Annotated in this window: 10 protein-coding genes and 1 pseudogene; 6 read left to right on the top strand and 5 right to left on the bottom strand. The window is 58.8% G+C overall.

The features are described 5' to 3' along the window. Positions 1-115: 115 nt before the first annotated feature. The 5 genes and pseudogenes from A3OO_RS0100190 to A3OO_RS0100175 all read right to left on the bottom strand — a co-directional run bounded on the left by A3OO_RS0100190 (position 116) and on the right by A3OO_RS0100175 (position 4,952). Positions 116-1,168: a glycosyltransferase family 4 protein gene (locus A3OO_RS0100190; protein ID WP_245257062.1), complete on the bottom strand. Its 1,053-nt coding sequence runs from the start codon at positions 1,166-1,168 to the stop codon at positions 116-118. Between the two features lie 469 nt (positions 1,169-1,637). Beyond that, positions 1,638-2,735, bottom strand: a complete 1,098-nt coding sequence (locus A3OO_RS0100185) for a glycosyltransferase (RefSeq protein ID WP_018405809.1) — start codon at positions 2,733-2,735, stop codon at positions 1,638-1,640. 205 nt (positions 2,736-2,940) lie between these two features. Next, positions 2,941-3,582, bottom strand: coding sequence for a sensor histidine kinase (locus A3OO_RS24135; RefSeq protein ID WP_245257194.1), 642 nt, complete (start codon positions 3,580-3,582; stop codon positions 2,941-2,943). Between the two features lie 36 nt (positions 3,583-3,618). Further along, positions 3,619-3,840: pseudogene (locus tag A3OO_RS24130) on the bottom strand (two-component sensor histidine kinase); the annotation flags it as partial. 395 nt (positions 3,841-4,235) lie between these two features. After that, on the bottom strand, positions 4,236-4,952 hold the full coding sequence (locus A3OO_RS0100175) for a response regulator (RefSeq protein ID WP_018405807.1): 717 nt from the start codon (positions 4,950-4,952) through the stop codon (positions 4,236-4,238). A 1,602-nt stretch (positions 4,953-6,554) separates the two neighbouring features. On the opposite strand from A3OO_RS0100175, the gene A3OO_RS0100165 reads away from it, so the two are divergent. The 6 genes from A3OO_RS0100165 (at position 6,555) to A3OO_RS0100140 (ending at position 15,509) form a co-directional block, all read left to right on the top strand. Further along, positions 6,555-7,478 carry a Cof-type HAD-IIB family hydrolase gene (locus A3OO_RS0100165; RefSeq protein WP_018405805.1) on the top strand — a complete coding sequence of 308 codons (924 nt, stop codon included), beginning with the start codon at positions 6,555-6,557 and terminating at the stop codon, positions 7,476-7,478. After that, the gene (locus A3OO_RS0100160; RefSeq protein WP_018405804.1) at positions 7,475-8,416 is read left to right on the top strand and encodes a phosphotransferase family protein; all 942 of its coding nucleotides are present in this window, start codon (positions 7,475-7,477) and stop codon (positions 8,414-8,416) included. Before A3OO_RS0100165 ends, A3OO_RS0100160 begins: the two co-directional genes overlap by 4 nt. Positions 8,417-8,542: 126 nt before the next feature. After that, positions 8,543-9,058: a superoxide dismutase family protein gene (locus A3OO_RS0100155; protein WP_018405803.1), complete on the top strand. Its 516-nt coding sequence runs from the start codon at positions 8,543-8,545 to the stop codon at positions 9,056-9,058. Positions 9,059-9,554: 496 nt separating this feature from the next. Continuing rightward, positions 9,555-10,769, top strand: coding sequence for an efflux RND transporter periplasmic adaptor subunit (locus A3OO_RS0100150; RefSeq protein ID WP_040573340.1), 1,215 nt, complete (start codon positions 9,555-9,557; stop codon positions 10,767-10,769). Next, positions 10,762-13,929: an efflux RND transporter permease subunit gene (locus A3OO_RS0100145; RefSeq protein ID WP_018405801.1), complete on the top strand. Its 3,168-nt coding sequence runs from the start codon at positions 10,762-10,764 to the stop codon at positions 13,927-13,929. The genes A3OO_RS0100150 and A3OO_RS0100145 overlap by 8 nt, the downstream gene beginning before the upstream one ends. Positions 13,930-13,940: 11 nt before the next feature. After that, positions 13,941-15,509, top strand: a complete 1,569-nt coding sequence (locus tag A3OO_RS0100140) for an efflux transporter outer membrane subunit (RefSeq protein WP_040573501.1) — start codon at positions 13,941-13,943, stop codon at positions 15,507-15,509. Positions 15,510-15,804 lie beyond the last annotated feature (295 nt).

Below are 15,804 nucleotides of genomic sequence, written 5' to 3'. Positions count from 1 at the left end.
GGCCCAGCCAGCGGAGTTTGATCTCTTTCTCCATGTTGCCGCGGCTTAGATCCGTCTCGCGAGGAGAAATTGAAGCACGTGGGTCTTGCCGCTTGGATAGACGCTGGGCTGCAAATCAGGCGAGGACCACCTCAGTGCGGGTCTGATAGGCATCGTGCAAGATTAGGTTAGCGAGACTGCGCGCAGAATCGTCCCAGGAATAAATCGGCATTTTTTCCTTTGTGATCGGTTCTCGATAGAGCTCCTCGATTTTGTCGGCCAAGTCGATCGAGTCCAGTAAATTGAAATAGCGGACGTGGTCTCCGCCGATTTCGTGGAACACCGGCAAATCCGAGGCGATGACGGGAAGCCCGTAACGACCAGCTTCAACAAGCGGGAGGCCAAACCCTTCGATCATCGATGGATAAACCAATGCGCGCGCATGGGTATAGCAGTGATGAAGATCGGCGTCGCTCGCCTTATCGAGCCATAGGAGGCGTCGCCCAAATTCACAGTGTTGTTTGATGCGATGTTGGAGAGATTCGCTTTGCCAGCCTGCTTGGCCAATGATGACGTAACGCGCTTCGACGCCGCTCGACCAAAGACGTTCGAAAGCGTCGAGCGCGATCGGATAGCATTTTCGCGGTTCAAGAGTGCCTACGCTCAGAAAGTAAGGCGTTTCGCTTGTGGTCACGATTTTGGCTTCAGGAGAAATCGAGGAATTCTCTTGGTCGTCGAAATCCGCGCCCAGTCGCCACCAGCCGATGCGAAGATTCGGCTTGGTAGCGAGGTCTTTGCGCGCGACATAGGCGATGAAATCCGTCGCAGTGCTCTTTGAGACGCATATGATGCGATCGCTTTTCAGCACGAGTTTTTCGAACCACTCGTTGAATTCCTCAGTCATTCGCGGCGTGACGCTGAGCGGATGGATCAAGGGGATCAGGTCATGTACGACCGTTATGAGCTGTCCGCCGACATCGGCCAGCCGCTGAGTAAGAGGCAGATGCTCGGAAAGCATGCCCCAGCTTGCGTCGAGGAGCATGAATTTGTCGCCTTCGCTGAACGTGATCGACGCCGGGAGCAACGGATGATCGTAGTAGGAAAGAAGTTCACTGTTTTCGACAACGACGGGAAGCGCAAATCGATCCTGGATCGATCTCTTGGCTATTTCGCGAACGACGCGCTGCACGCCGGTTTTCCCTCCAACACGTAGCGTTGGCGTTACATCGATGAAAATACGGCAAGAGGAGATTGAGGAGAGCGTGTCGTCCGAGGCGAGTTCTTTTGGCAATAGAGGCCGACGCCTGAGCCTCAAGCGGTCACGAGTCCTCGATCCATTGTGCAGGTGACCAAGTCCTAGCTGCTTGGTCACAGTCCAGTAGAATTCTCTCAATTTGAAGTAGACGAAAGCCGTTACTGGATCGAGCGCATCCGCCATGCGTCTGCGTTTCATTTCCAGGTTCTCTAGCTGAATCTGCGACGCGAGAAAAAGGGCGACCTCGCTTTCGTGTTCAATGTGCTGCTCCATCTTTGCTCTTCTCCAGAGTGTACGCCGAAAGCGCGGACGCGCGCCGCCTCGGAAGATTGGGGTGCTTTCATCTTGGTTGTCTTTGCCGCTGCCCTTCGCGGCGAGAGAAAGGAGCGCCGATTGCGTGGGCTCACTTCGCTTGCATACGGGCCATCAACTTGCTTGCGATGTCGCCGAGGCGACTCGCATAACGCTCAGATGAGTATCTCTCTTCGTATAATGCGCGCGTATCGCTCGTCATCGGATCGCTTCGTTCGCTCATCCCACGACGCTTCATCATGGCGGCGGCGAATTCGCTGGCTTCGTCCGCGATGAACACGTTGCGAAGCTGTGATGGATCGATCCCCATGCCCCTGAAAGCCTTCGACGTCGCGACGACCGGCAGTCCGCTGGAGAGAGCCTCCACGGTTTTGATCGAAAGGCCATGCCCTTCTCTGGTGGGGAGGAGAACTAAAGCTGCATCGGCGTAGGCAGACTGTATTTCAGCTACTCTGCCACGGAACAGATTGCGATGCTCCTTATACAGGAGTCGGTCATGGCTTTTCACGCCATCGGCGATATCGCCAAAAATTGAAATCGATATTTCGGGCACGCGCGGCACAATATATTTCAAGAACCATCGAACGCTGATGTAGTTGGCGGCGTTGTTGCCAGCGACGAAAATAGCGCGATCGCCATTGTCGTGAGGCGCCGCAGGGGCGATCGAGGGATAGATCAGCTCGTGTTGCGCGAGAGGCAGAAGCTGCTGAAACGCCGCATACTCTTCCGAATTCAAGTGAATGCAAACGTCCGCGCGCTTGATCCAATCGAGTTCGACGGCAAGCATGCTCCTATAGCCCACGTAAGGCGGGATGCTAAAGCCCGAACGATTGCGGAGTTCGTATTGCCGAGCCTGGATGTCGTGAGTGTCGAGGACGACGGGAATACTGCGCCTCTCGCGCATCTTCTCGGCGAAAGGCAAGACGAAAAAGTGGTTGGCATGAATCAGGTCAATAGCGTTCGTATCGAGCGCTTCGGGAAGAGGCGCGCGCTTCACCAGCTCCACCAGCCAGGTTGCCTGATCGCCATGCGTTAAGGGCCACCAGCCGTCCTTAAGGAGCGTTGTCTTGAAGAGATCAGGGATCGTGGCGGACGATTCATATCTCTCGTCGGCGGCGAGATCCTGACTATGCGCCCTGTAATCTTTCCAGCGTGCGCCGCGGCCGACCGAAGGCGTGACATCGTCCATGAGCGCAATGGAAAGCACACGCGCGCCGAGCTTTTTGTAGGCTCCTATCTGACTAGCGATAACCTGATGCGTCCCGCAGGAATGCCACGCAGGATGAACGACTGCGACTGTTTTACCCGATAGCGCGGCGCGGCCTGGACCTGATTGATGTATCGACATCCCGACGACCCCCTTTGGGCGTCAAGGTCGAACTCTCAGGGGACATTTATTTGCTCAATTCGTTTCGATTTGTTTCGATGTCGGTTTTGGGCAGCGATACCCTCGCGATCAGGCCGCCGCCGGTCCGCTCATTCAGCGTGAGGCGTCCGCAGTGGGCTTCGACGATCGCGCGCGCGATCGCCAGGCCGAGCCCGAAGCCCTCTGTTGTGTTCGCGGACGCGCCTACGTCTCCTCGCTCGAAGGGTTCCAGCATCAGATCCCTCCTTGCTTGGGGGATGCCTGGACCCCTGTCGGCAATCTCGACGACCGCTGCGTCATCGCTTTCGAGCACCCGGATTTCAGGATTCTCCCCGTGTTTCACCGCATTGTCGATTAGGTTGGAGAATGCGCGTTCGAGATTGTCCGGACTGCCCAGAACGTTGACGTGATCGATTCCGTCGTAGCGCGCATTGGCGCCCACATCGACGAACTGATCGACAATCGCTTGCAACAGGCTCGCCAGATCCAGCGCGACGATCTCCTGCTGGAAACCACCGCGCAGATAGTCGAGGCAGCCGCCGACCATCGCTTCCATCTGGTCGAGGTCCCGCAGCAGTTTTGCTTTCGTTTCGCTGCTCTCAATGTATTCGGCGCGAAGACGCATCCGCGTGATTGGGGTCCGAAGATCGTGGCTGACCGACGTCAACATCCGCGTTCGCTGAGTCGCCATCTCGGCAATACGACGCTGCATGCGATTGAAGGCCCGCGTCGCCTTGCGGACCTCTTCGGGGCCTGTCTCGGCGAGCTGCGCCGGAACGCTGTCGAGGCCGAAGGATTCGGCGGCGTCCGCGAAATTCGTCAGGGGCCGCGTAAGCGACAGCGCGGCCCATAGGGAGAATATGAACAAGCTCACCGCGACGAAGCCCAGGGTGACGATCGCGAATCGCGGAAATCCGGAAGGCCGCATCGGAGCGTCGAGCAGGAATTGCTGCCCATCGTGCAACGACCCGCTAAATCGCTTGTTGTCATCGTGCGCTGCGATCTCGACTCCGACGGGGAGGCGAAACCGAAAATAAACTGGCTGCGCCCCGTTGCGCGTGACGACTCCTGGCTCTGAGAGCGCGACGTGAAACCCCGGAAAGTTGTCGTTAAAACCTGTTGCGATGGCTGGCCTCTCCGCAGCGGAGGCGGCGTCCAACGCGGTTAAAGCCGCCACGACAATGGAGGCGCTCAGGTCGCGAGGGTGGCCGGGAGCGGGTTCGGACAGGAAAAGGATCGTCGTCACCGCCGCGTGGAACAGGCCGACGCATAGGAGGAGGAGAAGTCCCAGCTGCACATTGATGTTTCGGAGCGCAGATGTTCTCACTGGACGTTGACTTTCGCCGTGAACGTATAGCCCATCGAGCGGACCGTCTGAATGAGCGTCGGGTCTCGCGGGTCATTCTCGATCTTTTGACGAAGCCGGCTTATTAGGATGTCCACGCTCCGCTCGGTCGTGGACGACGCCTTCAGCTCCTCGCGCGAGAATATTTTTCCGGGATTGCGGCAGAGCGTCAGCAACAGGTCGAATTCCGCGCTCGTGAGGATCACCCGCACGCCGGTCGGGCCCAACAGGCGCCGTGTGGAAGAGTCCAGGAAGAATCCAGAAAAGCTATAGGCGCTGATTTTCTGGGACGACTCAATATCCGGGGCGGTCCGCCGGAGGACGGCCCCGATGCGTGCGAGCAGTTCACGCGGAACGAAGGGTTTGACAAGATAATCGTCCGCCCCAAGTTCGATACCAAGTATCCGGTCCGTGTCTTCGCCGCGCGCGGTCAACATGATCAATGGCGGACTTCCCGTGTTTCGCAAGCGCATGCAGATGGAAAATCCATCCTCACCGGGAAGGTTGACGTCGAGCACGACAAGGTCGACCCGCGCGCTTGCGAGAACCTCGTCCATCTGTTTGCCGTCACAGGCAAGCATCACCTTAAACCCGTTGTCGCTGAGATATTTCGATAACAGCGATCGAATATCCTCGTCGTCCTCGACGACCAGGATCCATCGCCTATCGGCCGCGCTTGATGCGGGTTTGTTCAAGGTCGGAGAGTTCACCTACTCGCGGCTTCGAGCCAGCGGCGAGTTCCAAACCGAGAGTTCCGCACAGCTGTGTCGAGATTCTGGCGCGGTTGTTTCGTTTTGTTGCGCGCAACGCAGCGTATGACAGCCAGTCGCTGGCGTCCTCGCTTCCTCACGTCCGCAGGCAGTCTGAATTCGAACGCACTCTGGCGGCGCTCAAGGAGTCAGCTTCGAAAATAACTTCTGGATAGAACCGTAGCAGAAATTCTCGATAATGATGAAGGACATATAAGATAACTCCATTCGGCAAAGCATCTCGCCATTCAGTGCTGCTTCCACAGCGATAATGCGACGAGAGATCTATCACTCCCTGTTGCCGGCCGGTCATTGCGGCAAACGAAAACCTATCAGGATCAGGCATCGTCGCCTTTCTCAAGACCTCCGTTCGAGACAGCACGCGGAAGAAATTAGCTGCGTTTGACGTTATGTCCTCCATGCGCAACGTGACGATCCGTGAGTCGTCATAATTCCACGAGATCATATCGCACAAAGGACCGTTCGTCTCAGGCTGAAAGTGACGCGATTCAAGAAACGCCAAGGTCAAGGCCATGCCGACGTCTTGGTCTACTTCACTCAAAGCACTCCTCTGACCAATCAGGAGGCGCCATCCATCAATCGGATGGGTTCGGAGGTGGGAGTAGTATGCGGAGACGACGACACTCAGAGGATTCCTTATAACGTGCATGCATTGCATGTCCGCAGATATATGGTTCTTTATGCTGAAGTAGTCAGCGTTCAGCGCGACAACGACATCATTGTCGGACTTAAGCGCCGTCTCTATAGTATATCCTGACTCTGGGCATTGACGCCCCCAAGGGATCGCGATGTATTTTAAATTATTCTCGCGGCAAATATTCGCGACTATCGATGTTAGCCAGGTCGATGCGCTCTTATGATGCGTAAATAGTGCAAGTTTTCTGCGTTTGGTTAGAGCAGACCGAATGCGACTGGCAATGTAAAAAGCATTTATCACTGCTTGTTTTATACCTAAGTAGAACGGCATGTACTGCTCACTTCTTGGTGGAGCAAGTGGCGCCCGGAATGTTCCGCACGGGAGTGTCGAGATTCCGGCTGCTTAGTTTCGTTTTGTTTCTAATAAGCCGAGCGTATCTAGGTGTCATCGTGTTGAGTTTCAGTCGTTCGGACCTGAACTTGCGAGATGCAGTCCGCCTCACTTGCCGGCCGCCGAACGGCGCAGGCGCGGCCGGTCACTTCGACCGTCTCATTGCGGCGCCAGCGGGGAGCGGGCGCCGCTCAAAGGTAATGTCGGCAAGATGTCCGCCGTTGAGAAGATGTGTGTAACAAGCGCCGGCCAGGCCGCTTGCCTACGCCGCCCAAGCGTAATCTTCGCGCGCGATCGCGCGCGAAGATTTTAGGAATCAAGGACTGTCGCTTGAGCGCGTCGGCGCCACATAGGAACGGAGTGTCCGCCATCAAGCGCACGCCGACCTATGGGCTTTCGTCTGGTTAAAACAGGCGCGATCACCATGTCTCCGGTCTCGATGCGAAAGCTCGCTGCTTGTGTAAGGACGAAAAGCGGCGACAGAGAATGGAGAACCGGGAATGGCGCTTAGGGAGCAAATCGACGAAGAGCTCAGAGCGTTTCTGGCGGAGACCAATTTCACCGGAGCGGGCGCGCTTATAACCGACCTTGATGGAACTGCGGTGCATGAGTTTGAAGGGCGGATCGTGATCCCTGATCCGGTCGCTTGCGGTTTAAAGCGCCTCAATGATCTTGGCCGCCCCATTGTGCTGAACACGCTGCGGTTTCCGTTGAACGTCATTCGCACCTTCGGGCGCGAGTGGTATTCGATCACCAATGCGCCTTTGCCGCTTGTCTCGCTCAACGGCGGCGTCGTCGGCTATCTTAGAGAAGATGCGGCTGGAGAGATCGTCTTCGAGGAGCTAGACGCTTTTCCGCTTGAGCCGCTGGAAATTGACGAGGTTCTGACGGGCGTGCGCGGGCTGCTTGCGAACGGCGTCGACGACCTTCTTGTCTTCTACTACACGCGCGACTGGATGATCGGCGAGACGATCTGGACGCCTGTCAGGGAGAAGATCCCCCATCTTCAGACAAAATACACGAGCGCGTCGTCGATCGTCTGCCTCTCGCTGGATGATCTTCGCGAGTCTTTGATGGCCCAGGACATCTGCATGATGTTTCTGCTCGTCGAAGCCCCGCAGGATCGCCTGATGGCCTATCAGCACGTCAAGCGCTCGAATTTCGCGACGCGCAAAGGCGTCGATAAATTGTTCGGCGTGCGCGCCATTGCGGACCGGCTCGGCGTCGACCTGCAGGCCTCTGTCGGCTGCGGCGACACGCCGATGGATTCATTTCTTTCCGGCGTCGGCCTTGCCGTCCATGTCGGATCGCGCGATCTGGAATATAAGGGCCTGCTGCGGACGGTGAAGATTGAAAGCTCCCAGGAGCTTGGCGAGCTGCTGTTTCGCCTTGGCGGGCTGGAGAGCGAGGCGCTGTCACAATGACCGCTGCGCAAGAAGCGCCAATCGATCCGCGCAAGGCGCGATCGAATGCGGGCAAAATTATCGAGCATCACCTTGGGTCAAAGCCCAAGAGCATCGTGGCGCGCGGCGGCGGCATCACCAATTTCGTGTTCGAGGTCCGCCACGCCGAAGGCGATTTCATCGTCCGCATGAACGCAACGCCGGACAAGCTAAAGGATTATCTCAAGGAGCAATGGGCGATCACCAAAGCCAGCGAGGCTGGCGTGCCGACCGCGAAAATCCTGGAGGTCGGCGCCGACATTATCGGCATGCCTTACATGGTGCTTCCGAAAGTCGAGGGACAGGAGGCGACGCATCATCCCGAACGCTTCACGATTTTGCGTGAAATGGGACGCCTGACCGCTCTGATCCACTCGGTGAAGACATCTGGCTTTGGCCAAACCTTCGATTGGTCGGGCAATACGCTCTCGCGCAAAGAGACTTGGAAGGAGTATCTGCGCGGGGAATTGAAAATTGAAGCGCGCGTCGACCTGCTGGATGAGCAGGATATGCTGGACGCCGGCCAGCTTAAACGGCTGAGATCGGTCGTTCGCGACATGGAGCGCTGGGACCCGTCGCCCGTTCTCAACCACGGCGACATGCGGCTAAAGAACGTGGTCGCCGACGCCTCTGGGGCGATCACCGCCGTGATCGATTGGGAGTGCTGCGCCTCCAACGTTGCGCCCTACTGGGATCTTTCAATGGCGCTTCATGATCTCTCGGTCGACGCCAAGCAGGAATTTCTCATGGGCTATGGCTTGAAGGAGGAGAAGATCCGCGAAATGGCGCCGATTATAAAGACGATCAATCTCATCAATTACGCGCCCTATGTGGAGCGCGCCGCCGCGGAAAGGGACAAAGCTCGGCTGGAACAATATCGCACGCGCCTCTCGGGGGCGCTGGATCTATATTCGCTTTGACCGCATTCACTCTTTATCCAGTCGCACTTTAAACAACAGTGGTCGGAGAGCCTGGAACTGTGCTGGCGCGCGTAATATCCTGCGACGCCGCGACGACCGCCGGTTCCAAAGACGTGAGAGAGAAACATGTTCGACAAACTTGTCCTCGCCTTAGTTTCAATCGCGCTCATGACCGGCTTTGCACGCGCGGAGGAGCGAACCGCCGACGTCGTCGACAACAAAGGGAAGGGGATCGGCTCCATCGAGGTCAAACAGGGGCCGCATGGCGTCGTTCTTCGCGTCATGCTGCGGCCGGGCGCGCTCGCGCCGGGCTGGCATGGCGTCCATCTGCACGAAGTTGGCGACTGCTCCGACATCGAAAAATTCATGCACTCGAAGGGCCATATCAATCCGTCAAATGCCGAACATGGGTTCCTCAATCCCAAGGGGCCGCACCCGGCGGATCTGCCGAACGTCTATGCATATTCCGATGGCTCCGCGCAGGCGGAAATGTTCATCGACGGCGTGTCCTTGAGCGGCGGCAAGATCAATCTCCTGGACGCGGACGGATCGGCGATCGTGGTGCATGCGAGCCCCGACGACCACATGTCGCAGCCGATTGGCGGCGCCGGCGCGCGCGTCGCCTGCGCCGTGCTGAAATAGGGTGGGCGCTGCGCGCGTGGCGGGCCACGACCGATAGTGATGATCACCACGTCTCGCCATAGCCCTATGAGCATCGCCTGCTGCGGAGGCGTCTCATAGTCCAAGAGGCGCAACAATCTGTGCCTCGATCTCGAGGGCTTCAACACGGCAGCCCTCAATCTGGTCATCCAGGCGGAGCCGACGGACATCGACTGCTGAATTCAGCCCAGCGCACGGCGCCATATTAGCCAGATTAGAACCGACGCCTTATCCAAGTGAGCGACTTCTTTAGCAAAATATATGAACGGGCCTTTCCGTGACGATCTTCGGCGATACGCATTCAGCGATCAAACCAAAGTCACTTTGCTCTTGAACAGAAATATTCCAGAAACAAAACAGTAGCATCTAAGTCACTTGGGTAGGTTGGCAGTCACCATTCCGTCGCAGTTGACTGTCCTTAAGCTAGAACGTGTTGACTATATCCCTTCCCTTGCGAATAAGCGGTGAGCCCTCGGGCATGAGTCTATTGAGCGGCAAACTGGACGTTAAACGGGCGCTGGGTCTGATGAACCGTCTTTCATTGAGCCGGCGCCAAATCTTCAGCGCCGCGACGGCCGGCGCATTGGTCCTATTCGGTACGCTCATTTATCGCTTCGTTCCGGAGAAGGGTTTCTCCCGCCAGGAGACAGGGCAGCCTCAGGAAGGGCGACGCGCGCCACCGCTCATGCGCAAGGGTAAAGCGATCTTCATTCCCGAAGGCTCGCCCTATCGAAGTCACATCGCCGTCGCGCCGGTCCAGGTCCGGGACGTTAGCCTGAGCCGCATTGTCCCAGGCGCGGTCGAAGCCGATCCGGCGCGGACGGTGAGAGTATTGGCGCCCGTCAACGGACGAGTTAGCGAACTCAACATCGAACTGGGCGACAACGTAAAGAAGGGCCAGCCGCTGGCGACCATTGATTCTGGCGATTTGGCGCAGGCGGTGGCCGATGCCGAAAAGGCCAGAGCCACCGCGAAGCTCACCAAAAGCGCGCTCGATCGCGCGACGGGACTGAATAAGGCGGGCGGTCTCGCGCTTAGAGAACTGGAGCAAGCGCAGAATGACTTTCTGCAGGCCACGTCGGAATTGAAGCGGGCCGAAGCCCGGCTCGACGTGATTGGCGACAACAGCAAGCTCACCGGCCAGCGTAAGATCACTCTTAACGCGCCGATCGACGGGACAATTACGGCGCTGGATACGGCGCCCGGCGACTTCATCGACAACACCACATCGCCGATGATGACCATCTCCAATCTAGATCGCATATGGGTTACTGCGAGCGTACAGGAGAAAGATCTCTCCTTTGTGCAGAAGGGGGAAAGGGTCGAAGTTTCGCTTGTCGCCTATCCCCACGAAGTATTCGCCGGAAAAGTCGAAATTATTAGCCAGTTGCTCGAGGCGGACACGCGCCGCAACAAAGTGCGCATCGCTTTCGACAATCCGAACGGCATGTTCAAATTGAACATGTTCGCGACCGTGCGCTTCTTCTCACCGCCGTCGCGACGCGTGGTTATTCCCCCCTCGGCTCTGATGATGGTCAATGATACGTCCAACGTCTTCGTCGAGGTCGCGCCTTGGACCTTCGAGCGAAGACCGGTCGATCCCGAAGCCGACATCCTCGGCGGCGCGGTTGTCGAGGGACTCGACGCCGGTCAGCGGATCGTCGTGCGGGGCGGGGTGCTCTTGAATGATTGAGCGCATCGTTGAGTTTTGCCTCAGGAACCGCGCCGGCGTGATATTGGCCACGGCGCTTTTGTTCGCCTTCGGCGTCTATTCCTGGACACAGCTAAAGATCGAAGCCTATCCGGAAATCGGCGACGTGACGGTGATCGTCACGACGAAGGCGACGGGCCTTGCCGCCGAGGAAGTGGAACAGCAGATCACCGTTCCCCTGGAACGCGTGCTGGCGAGCACGCCAGGCGTGCTCACGATTCGCTCGACCAGCACCTTCGCGTTGTCGCTCATCACCATGGTGTTCAAGGACGGCGTCGAGGACTATTGGGCCCGCCAACGCGTGTTGGAGCGCATCGCGCAGGTGTCGCTTCCTCCCAACATTCAGCCGGCGCTTGGCCCCCTCACGGGTCCGACGGGAGAAATTCTCAGATACACTCTGGAGTCCGACGCCAAAAACGTCGAAGAACTCTCGGAAACCCAGCGCTGGATCGTGATTCCGGCGCTCAACCAGGTTCCCGGCGTCGCCAGCGTCGCCAATTTCGGCGGCGTCACGCGTCAGTTTCAGCTCCAGCTCGATCCGGTCGCGATGCAGCGCTACGGACTCGGACTGACGGACGTCACCAACTCCATTGCTGCAAACAGCGCCAGCGCCGGCGGCAGCCGCATCACGCGCGGCGAACAGGCTTATGTCATTCGCAGCATTGGCCTCGTCCGCACCAAGGAAGACCTGGGAAATATCGTCATCACCGAGCATGGCGGCGTCCCTGTGTTGACCCGCGACGTTGGAACGCCGCGGTACAGCGCCCAGGAACGCGAGGGCATGCTCGGCAAGGATTACAACTCGAACGCCATTCAGGGCGTCGTGCAGATGCTGAAAGGAGAGAACGCCACGGTCGTTTTGAAGGCGTTGCACGACCGAATTGACGAACTCAACGCGCAACTTGCGCCTCAAGAGGTGAAAATCGTCCCCTATATGGACCGCAACGAGCTCGTGCAGCTCACGGTCTCGAAGGTTGCGCACACGGTGACGGAAGGCATCGTCCTCGTCGTCGTCGTGTTGATGCTTTTTCTCGGCAGCCCGCGGAGTTCGCTGGTCGTGGCCGCGACAATTCCGCTGTCGCTGGCCTTCGCCTTTATCCTGATGAACTTCACCAAGCTGCCGGCGAACCTTCTGTCTCTCGGCTCGATCGACTTCGGCATTATCGTCGACGGCGCAATCATCGTAACCGAATCGATTCTCACGCTGCGGGAGCACAATCCCGACCGCGAGCTTCGGGTGGGCGACGTTCAATTTGTCGTCGGGCAGGTGGTGCGGCCGATCTTTTTCGCCACGATCATCATCATCGCCGGTTACGTGCCGCTTCTGGGTCTGGAGCGCGTCGAGGCCCGTCTTTTCTCGCCAGTCGCCTATACGATCGCCTACGCCCTGATCGGCGCTCTCCTCTGCACGCTGATGCTCGTGCCTAGCCTTGCCTATATGGCGTTGCGCTATCCGTCGAAGCCCTTTCACAACCGCGTGCTGGAATGGATGGAGGCGCGCTACAAGGAACTGCTCTATCGCTGCTTGGAGCGACCGGCGATCGTCTATGTCACGACAGCGGTCGGGGTTTGGGGAGTCGTCATGGCCGGCGGCGCGGTCGGACGCGACTTTCTTCCCAATCTCGACGAAGGCTCGCTTTGGCTGCAAGTGCAGCTGCCGAGCGGCATATCCTTCGAAAAAGCGTCCGATATGGCCAGCGATTTACGTCGCGCCGTGATGGAGTTTCCGGAGGTCTCCTACGTCATCACTCAGATCGGCCGGAACGACGATCGCACCGACCCCTGGACCACAAGCCACATTGAGGCGCCCGTCGGACTGAATAGCTACGACTCATGGCCCGAACGCGAGACGAAGGAACAATTCATCACCAAGCTGACCAACCACCTCAGCAAGCTTCCTGGGATGGATGTCGGCGTGAGCCAGCCGATTATCGACAACGTCAATGATCTCGTCAGCGGCGCTCACAGCGCGATGGTGGTCAAGGTTTTCGGTGAAGACCTCAGGGAGACGCGCCGCATTGGCAATGAGATCGTCGCCGCGCTGAAGACGGTGAAAGGCACCACTCAGACGTCTATCGTGCAGGAGCCGCCGATCCCGCAGATCGCCTTCCATATCGATCGCGCCGCGGCCGCGCGTTACGGCATTAATGTTTCGGACGTATCGAATATGATCCAGATCGGAGTCGGCGGCGCCTCCATCGGACAGATTTACGTCAACGACCGCAGCTACGACATGACGGCGCGCTTTCCGCTTCAGTCGCGCAGCAGTCCGGAAGAGCTCAGTGATCTTCTTGTGAAGGCGTCGTCGGGCGTGCAGATCCCCTTGTCCGCGATATCAAAGATCTCGTTGCAAAACGGCGAAAGCGCCATCTCGCATGAGAAGACAAAACGTGTGCTGACCGTTCGCCTCGACTACGCCGACCGGGATCTCAGCTCATATCTCGCAGAGGCGCAAAAGAAAGTCGCCGAGACTGTCTCTTACGACAAGCAGTTGAACAGCGTCGTTTGGAGCGGAAAGTTTGAAAATCAGCAACGCGCGCAGGCGCGGCTCGCGATTATCGTCGGCGTCGTGCTGCTGTTGATGCTGCTGATCCTTTACATTGGCTTCGCCAAGCTGCGAAACGCGCTGCTCATTCTCGGGGTGGTGCCGCTGTCGGCGTTCGGCGGTCTCATCGCGCTGATCATGACGCAAGAGACGTTGAACGTCGCGACCGGCGTGGGATTCTTGGCGCTTTTCGGCGTCGCGGTGCAAAACGGCATCATCATGGTGTCGCATCTCAATCGCGTCACGGCGGTGCATGTCGCGTCAGCGCGTGCGCGCCGGCTGGGCACGGACGTCGCGGATGACGAAATCATCGGAGATGAGCGGGCGAACTTTCGCGATCAGGTCCTTGTGGGCGCGGCGGAACGTTTCCGTTCCGTGCTGATGACGTCGGCCGTGCCAATGGTGGGCATGCTCCCGGCGGCGTTGGCGACGGGCGTCGGCAGCGATGTTCAGCGCGGCCTCGGCACGGTCATCGTCGGCGGACTGTTCGCGGCGACCGGGTTGATCCTCTTCGTCATTCCGACGCTGCACTTTGTGATCGAGCGCTTCGTCGAAAGACGCATGAGCGGCAGCGCCAACGAGATCCTACAAGTTTGATGATCCGCTGCATGGGCAAGACGAGCGACATCTGCACGCAAGGAACCGGCGCCGCGTCCATGATGTGCGTCGCAACTCTTGCGTGGCTCGCCGCATCGCTCGCCGGTTGCATGGTCGGCCCTGATTTTGTCCAGCCGCTTGGCCCGGACGCGCCGCATTTCACGCCCGAAGGCACAGCTTCCCCTGGCTCGGGCCAGCGTTTCGTTCAAGGACGCGACATTCCGGCGGATTGGTGGGCGCTTTATCGCTCAAAGCCGCTCGATACGCTCGTGCGCGACGCGCTCGAACATAATCCGTCGCTCGAAGCGGCCGAGGCGGCGATTGGCGTCGCTTATTTCAACGCCGAAGCGCAACGCGGCGTGCTCCTGCCTCAGGTCGGGATCCTCGCCACCGAAAGCCAGAACCTTCAGTCGAACAACCGCGCGCTCAGCGCCATCAACCAGTCGCTGTTCAACCAGTTCTACCCGAGCCCCTATAACCTCGTCACGGGGCAGCCGACTCCGAGCCCGCTCACGACCAATCCTAACGCGCCTTACGGCCTCTTCCTGAAGCAGCTCTCGATCAGCTATGCGCCGGACATCTGGGGCCTAAACCGGCGAACGCTGGAGTCGCTCGAGGCGCAGACCCAACAGGCGGGGTTTCAGTTGGAGGGGGCGCGGCTGGCGCTTACCTCGAATGTCGTCGTCGCCGCCATTCAAGAGGCGTCGATCCGCGGACAGATCGAGGCGACGAAGAACATCATTGCGATCCTGAAGGACTCGCTCGAAATCCTGAACCGGCAATATTCGTTTGGCTCGATCGCCAAAGCCGATGTCGTTGCGCAGGAGGCGGCGCTCGCACAGGCCGAGCAGGCGCTGCCGCCGCTTGAAAAGCAGCTCGCGCTCCAGCGCGACCTCCTGACCGCTCTCGCCGGCCGGTTCTCCTTTGACGAGATCGAACAGAAATTCAGGCTCTCGCAGCTGAAGCTGCCGGGAACAGTTCCGGTGAGCGTGCCCTCGATGCTCGTCGCGCAACGTCCGGACATTCGCGCCGCCGAGGCCAATCTTCATGCCGCGACCGCCGCGGTCGGCATCGCGCGGGCCAGCCGGCTGCCGAATATCACGCTCTCCGCCAATCTCGGCGCCAGCGCCTTTCATGCCGCGCAGCTCTTTGCGCCCGGCACAGGGTTCTACACGCTTGCCGCCAACGCCGCGCAGCCGCTTTTCGACGGCATGACGCTGTTGAACAAGGAACGTTCGGCCGTCGCGGCTCTGGAGCAGGCCGACGCGCAATATCGCAGCACGGTCATCAATGCTTTTCAGAACGTCGCCGACGCGCTGCGCTCCCTGCAGGTGGACGCCAGGGCGGTCGAAACCGCTCGCAAGAGCGAAGACGCGGCGAAGCGCAGCCTTGATATCGTGCGCATGCAATTGAAGTATGGCCAGGTCTCGCAGATCGCCGTGTTTACCGCCCAGCGGATCTACTTCAGCGCCTCATTGTTGCGCGTGCAGGCCGAGGCGACGCGTCTGGCCGACACCGCGGCGCTTTTCATGGCGCTCGGCGGCGGTTGGTGGAATCGCGATCCGGACATGCCTCACTAGGATGACCGGCGCCGCGCAAAATGCGAAATCAAAGTTAGGCGAAGCCCCGACGACCACATGTCGCAGCCGATTGGCCGCGCCGGCGCACGCGTCGCCTGCGCCGTGCTGAAATAGCGCAGCGTCGCGCGGGCAGTCGCTGATGTGACGCGGGCGCTCGGGTAAGCCGGGCTTAAAAGCGGATAGGCGGCTGTCTCTGCTGAGTGGCGGAAGGGGTGACCGCCTTCATAGATTCCAGGTTAGTCCAGGACTGTATCACAAGCATCTGAATCAATTGATTGTACGTGCTTTATCGTCG

It is taken from the genome of Methylocystis rosea SV97, from assembly GCF_000372845.1.
Lineage (GTDB): Bacteria > Pseudomonadota > Alphaproteobacteria > Rhizobiales > Beijerinckiaceae > Methylocystis > Methylocystis rosea.
This window is presented reverse-complemented; position numbering and strand designations above follow the sequence as displayed.

Excerpts from the sequence above, each read along its gene's own strand:
- A3OO_RS0100185 (WP_018405809.1), bottom strand. The coding sequence starts at position 2,735 with ATGGACGATGTCACGCCTTCGGTCGGCCGCGGCGCACGCTGGAAAGAT.
- A3OO_RS24135 (WP_245257194.1), bottom strand. The coding sequence starts at position 3,582 with ATGTTGACGTCGGTCAGCCACGATCTTCGGACCCCAATCACGCGGATG.
- A3OO_RS0100140 (WP_040573501.1), top strand. The coding sequence starts at position 13,941 with ATGGGCAAGACGAGCGACATCTGCACGCAAGGAACCGGCGCCGCGTCC.
- A3OO_RS0100165 (WP_018405805.1), top strand. The coding sequence starts at position 6,555 with ATGGCGCTTAGGGAGCAAATCGACGAAGAGCTCAGAGCGTTTCTGGCG.
- A3OO_RS0100150 (WP_040573340.1), top strand. The coding sequence starts at position 9,555 with ATGAGTCTATTGAGCGGCAAACTGGACGTTAAACGGGCGCTGGGTCTG.
- A3OO_RS0100145 (WP_018405801.1), top strand. The coding sequence starts at position 10,762 with ATGATTGAGCGCATCGTTGAGTTTTGCCTCAGGAACCGCGCCGGCGTG.
- A3OO_RS0100155 (WP_018405803.1), top strand. The coding sequence starts at position 8,543 with ATGTTCGACAAACTTGTCCTCGCCTTAGTTTCAATCGCGCTCATGACC.
- A3OO_RS0100160 (WP_018405804.1), top strand. The coding sequence starts at position 7,475 with ATGACCGCTGCGCAAGAAGCGCCAATCGATCCGCGCAAGGCGCGATCG.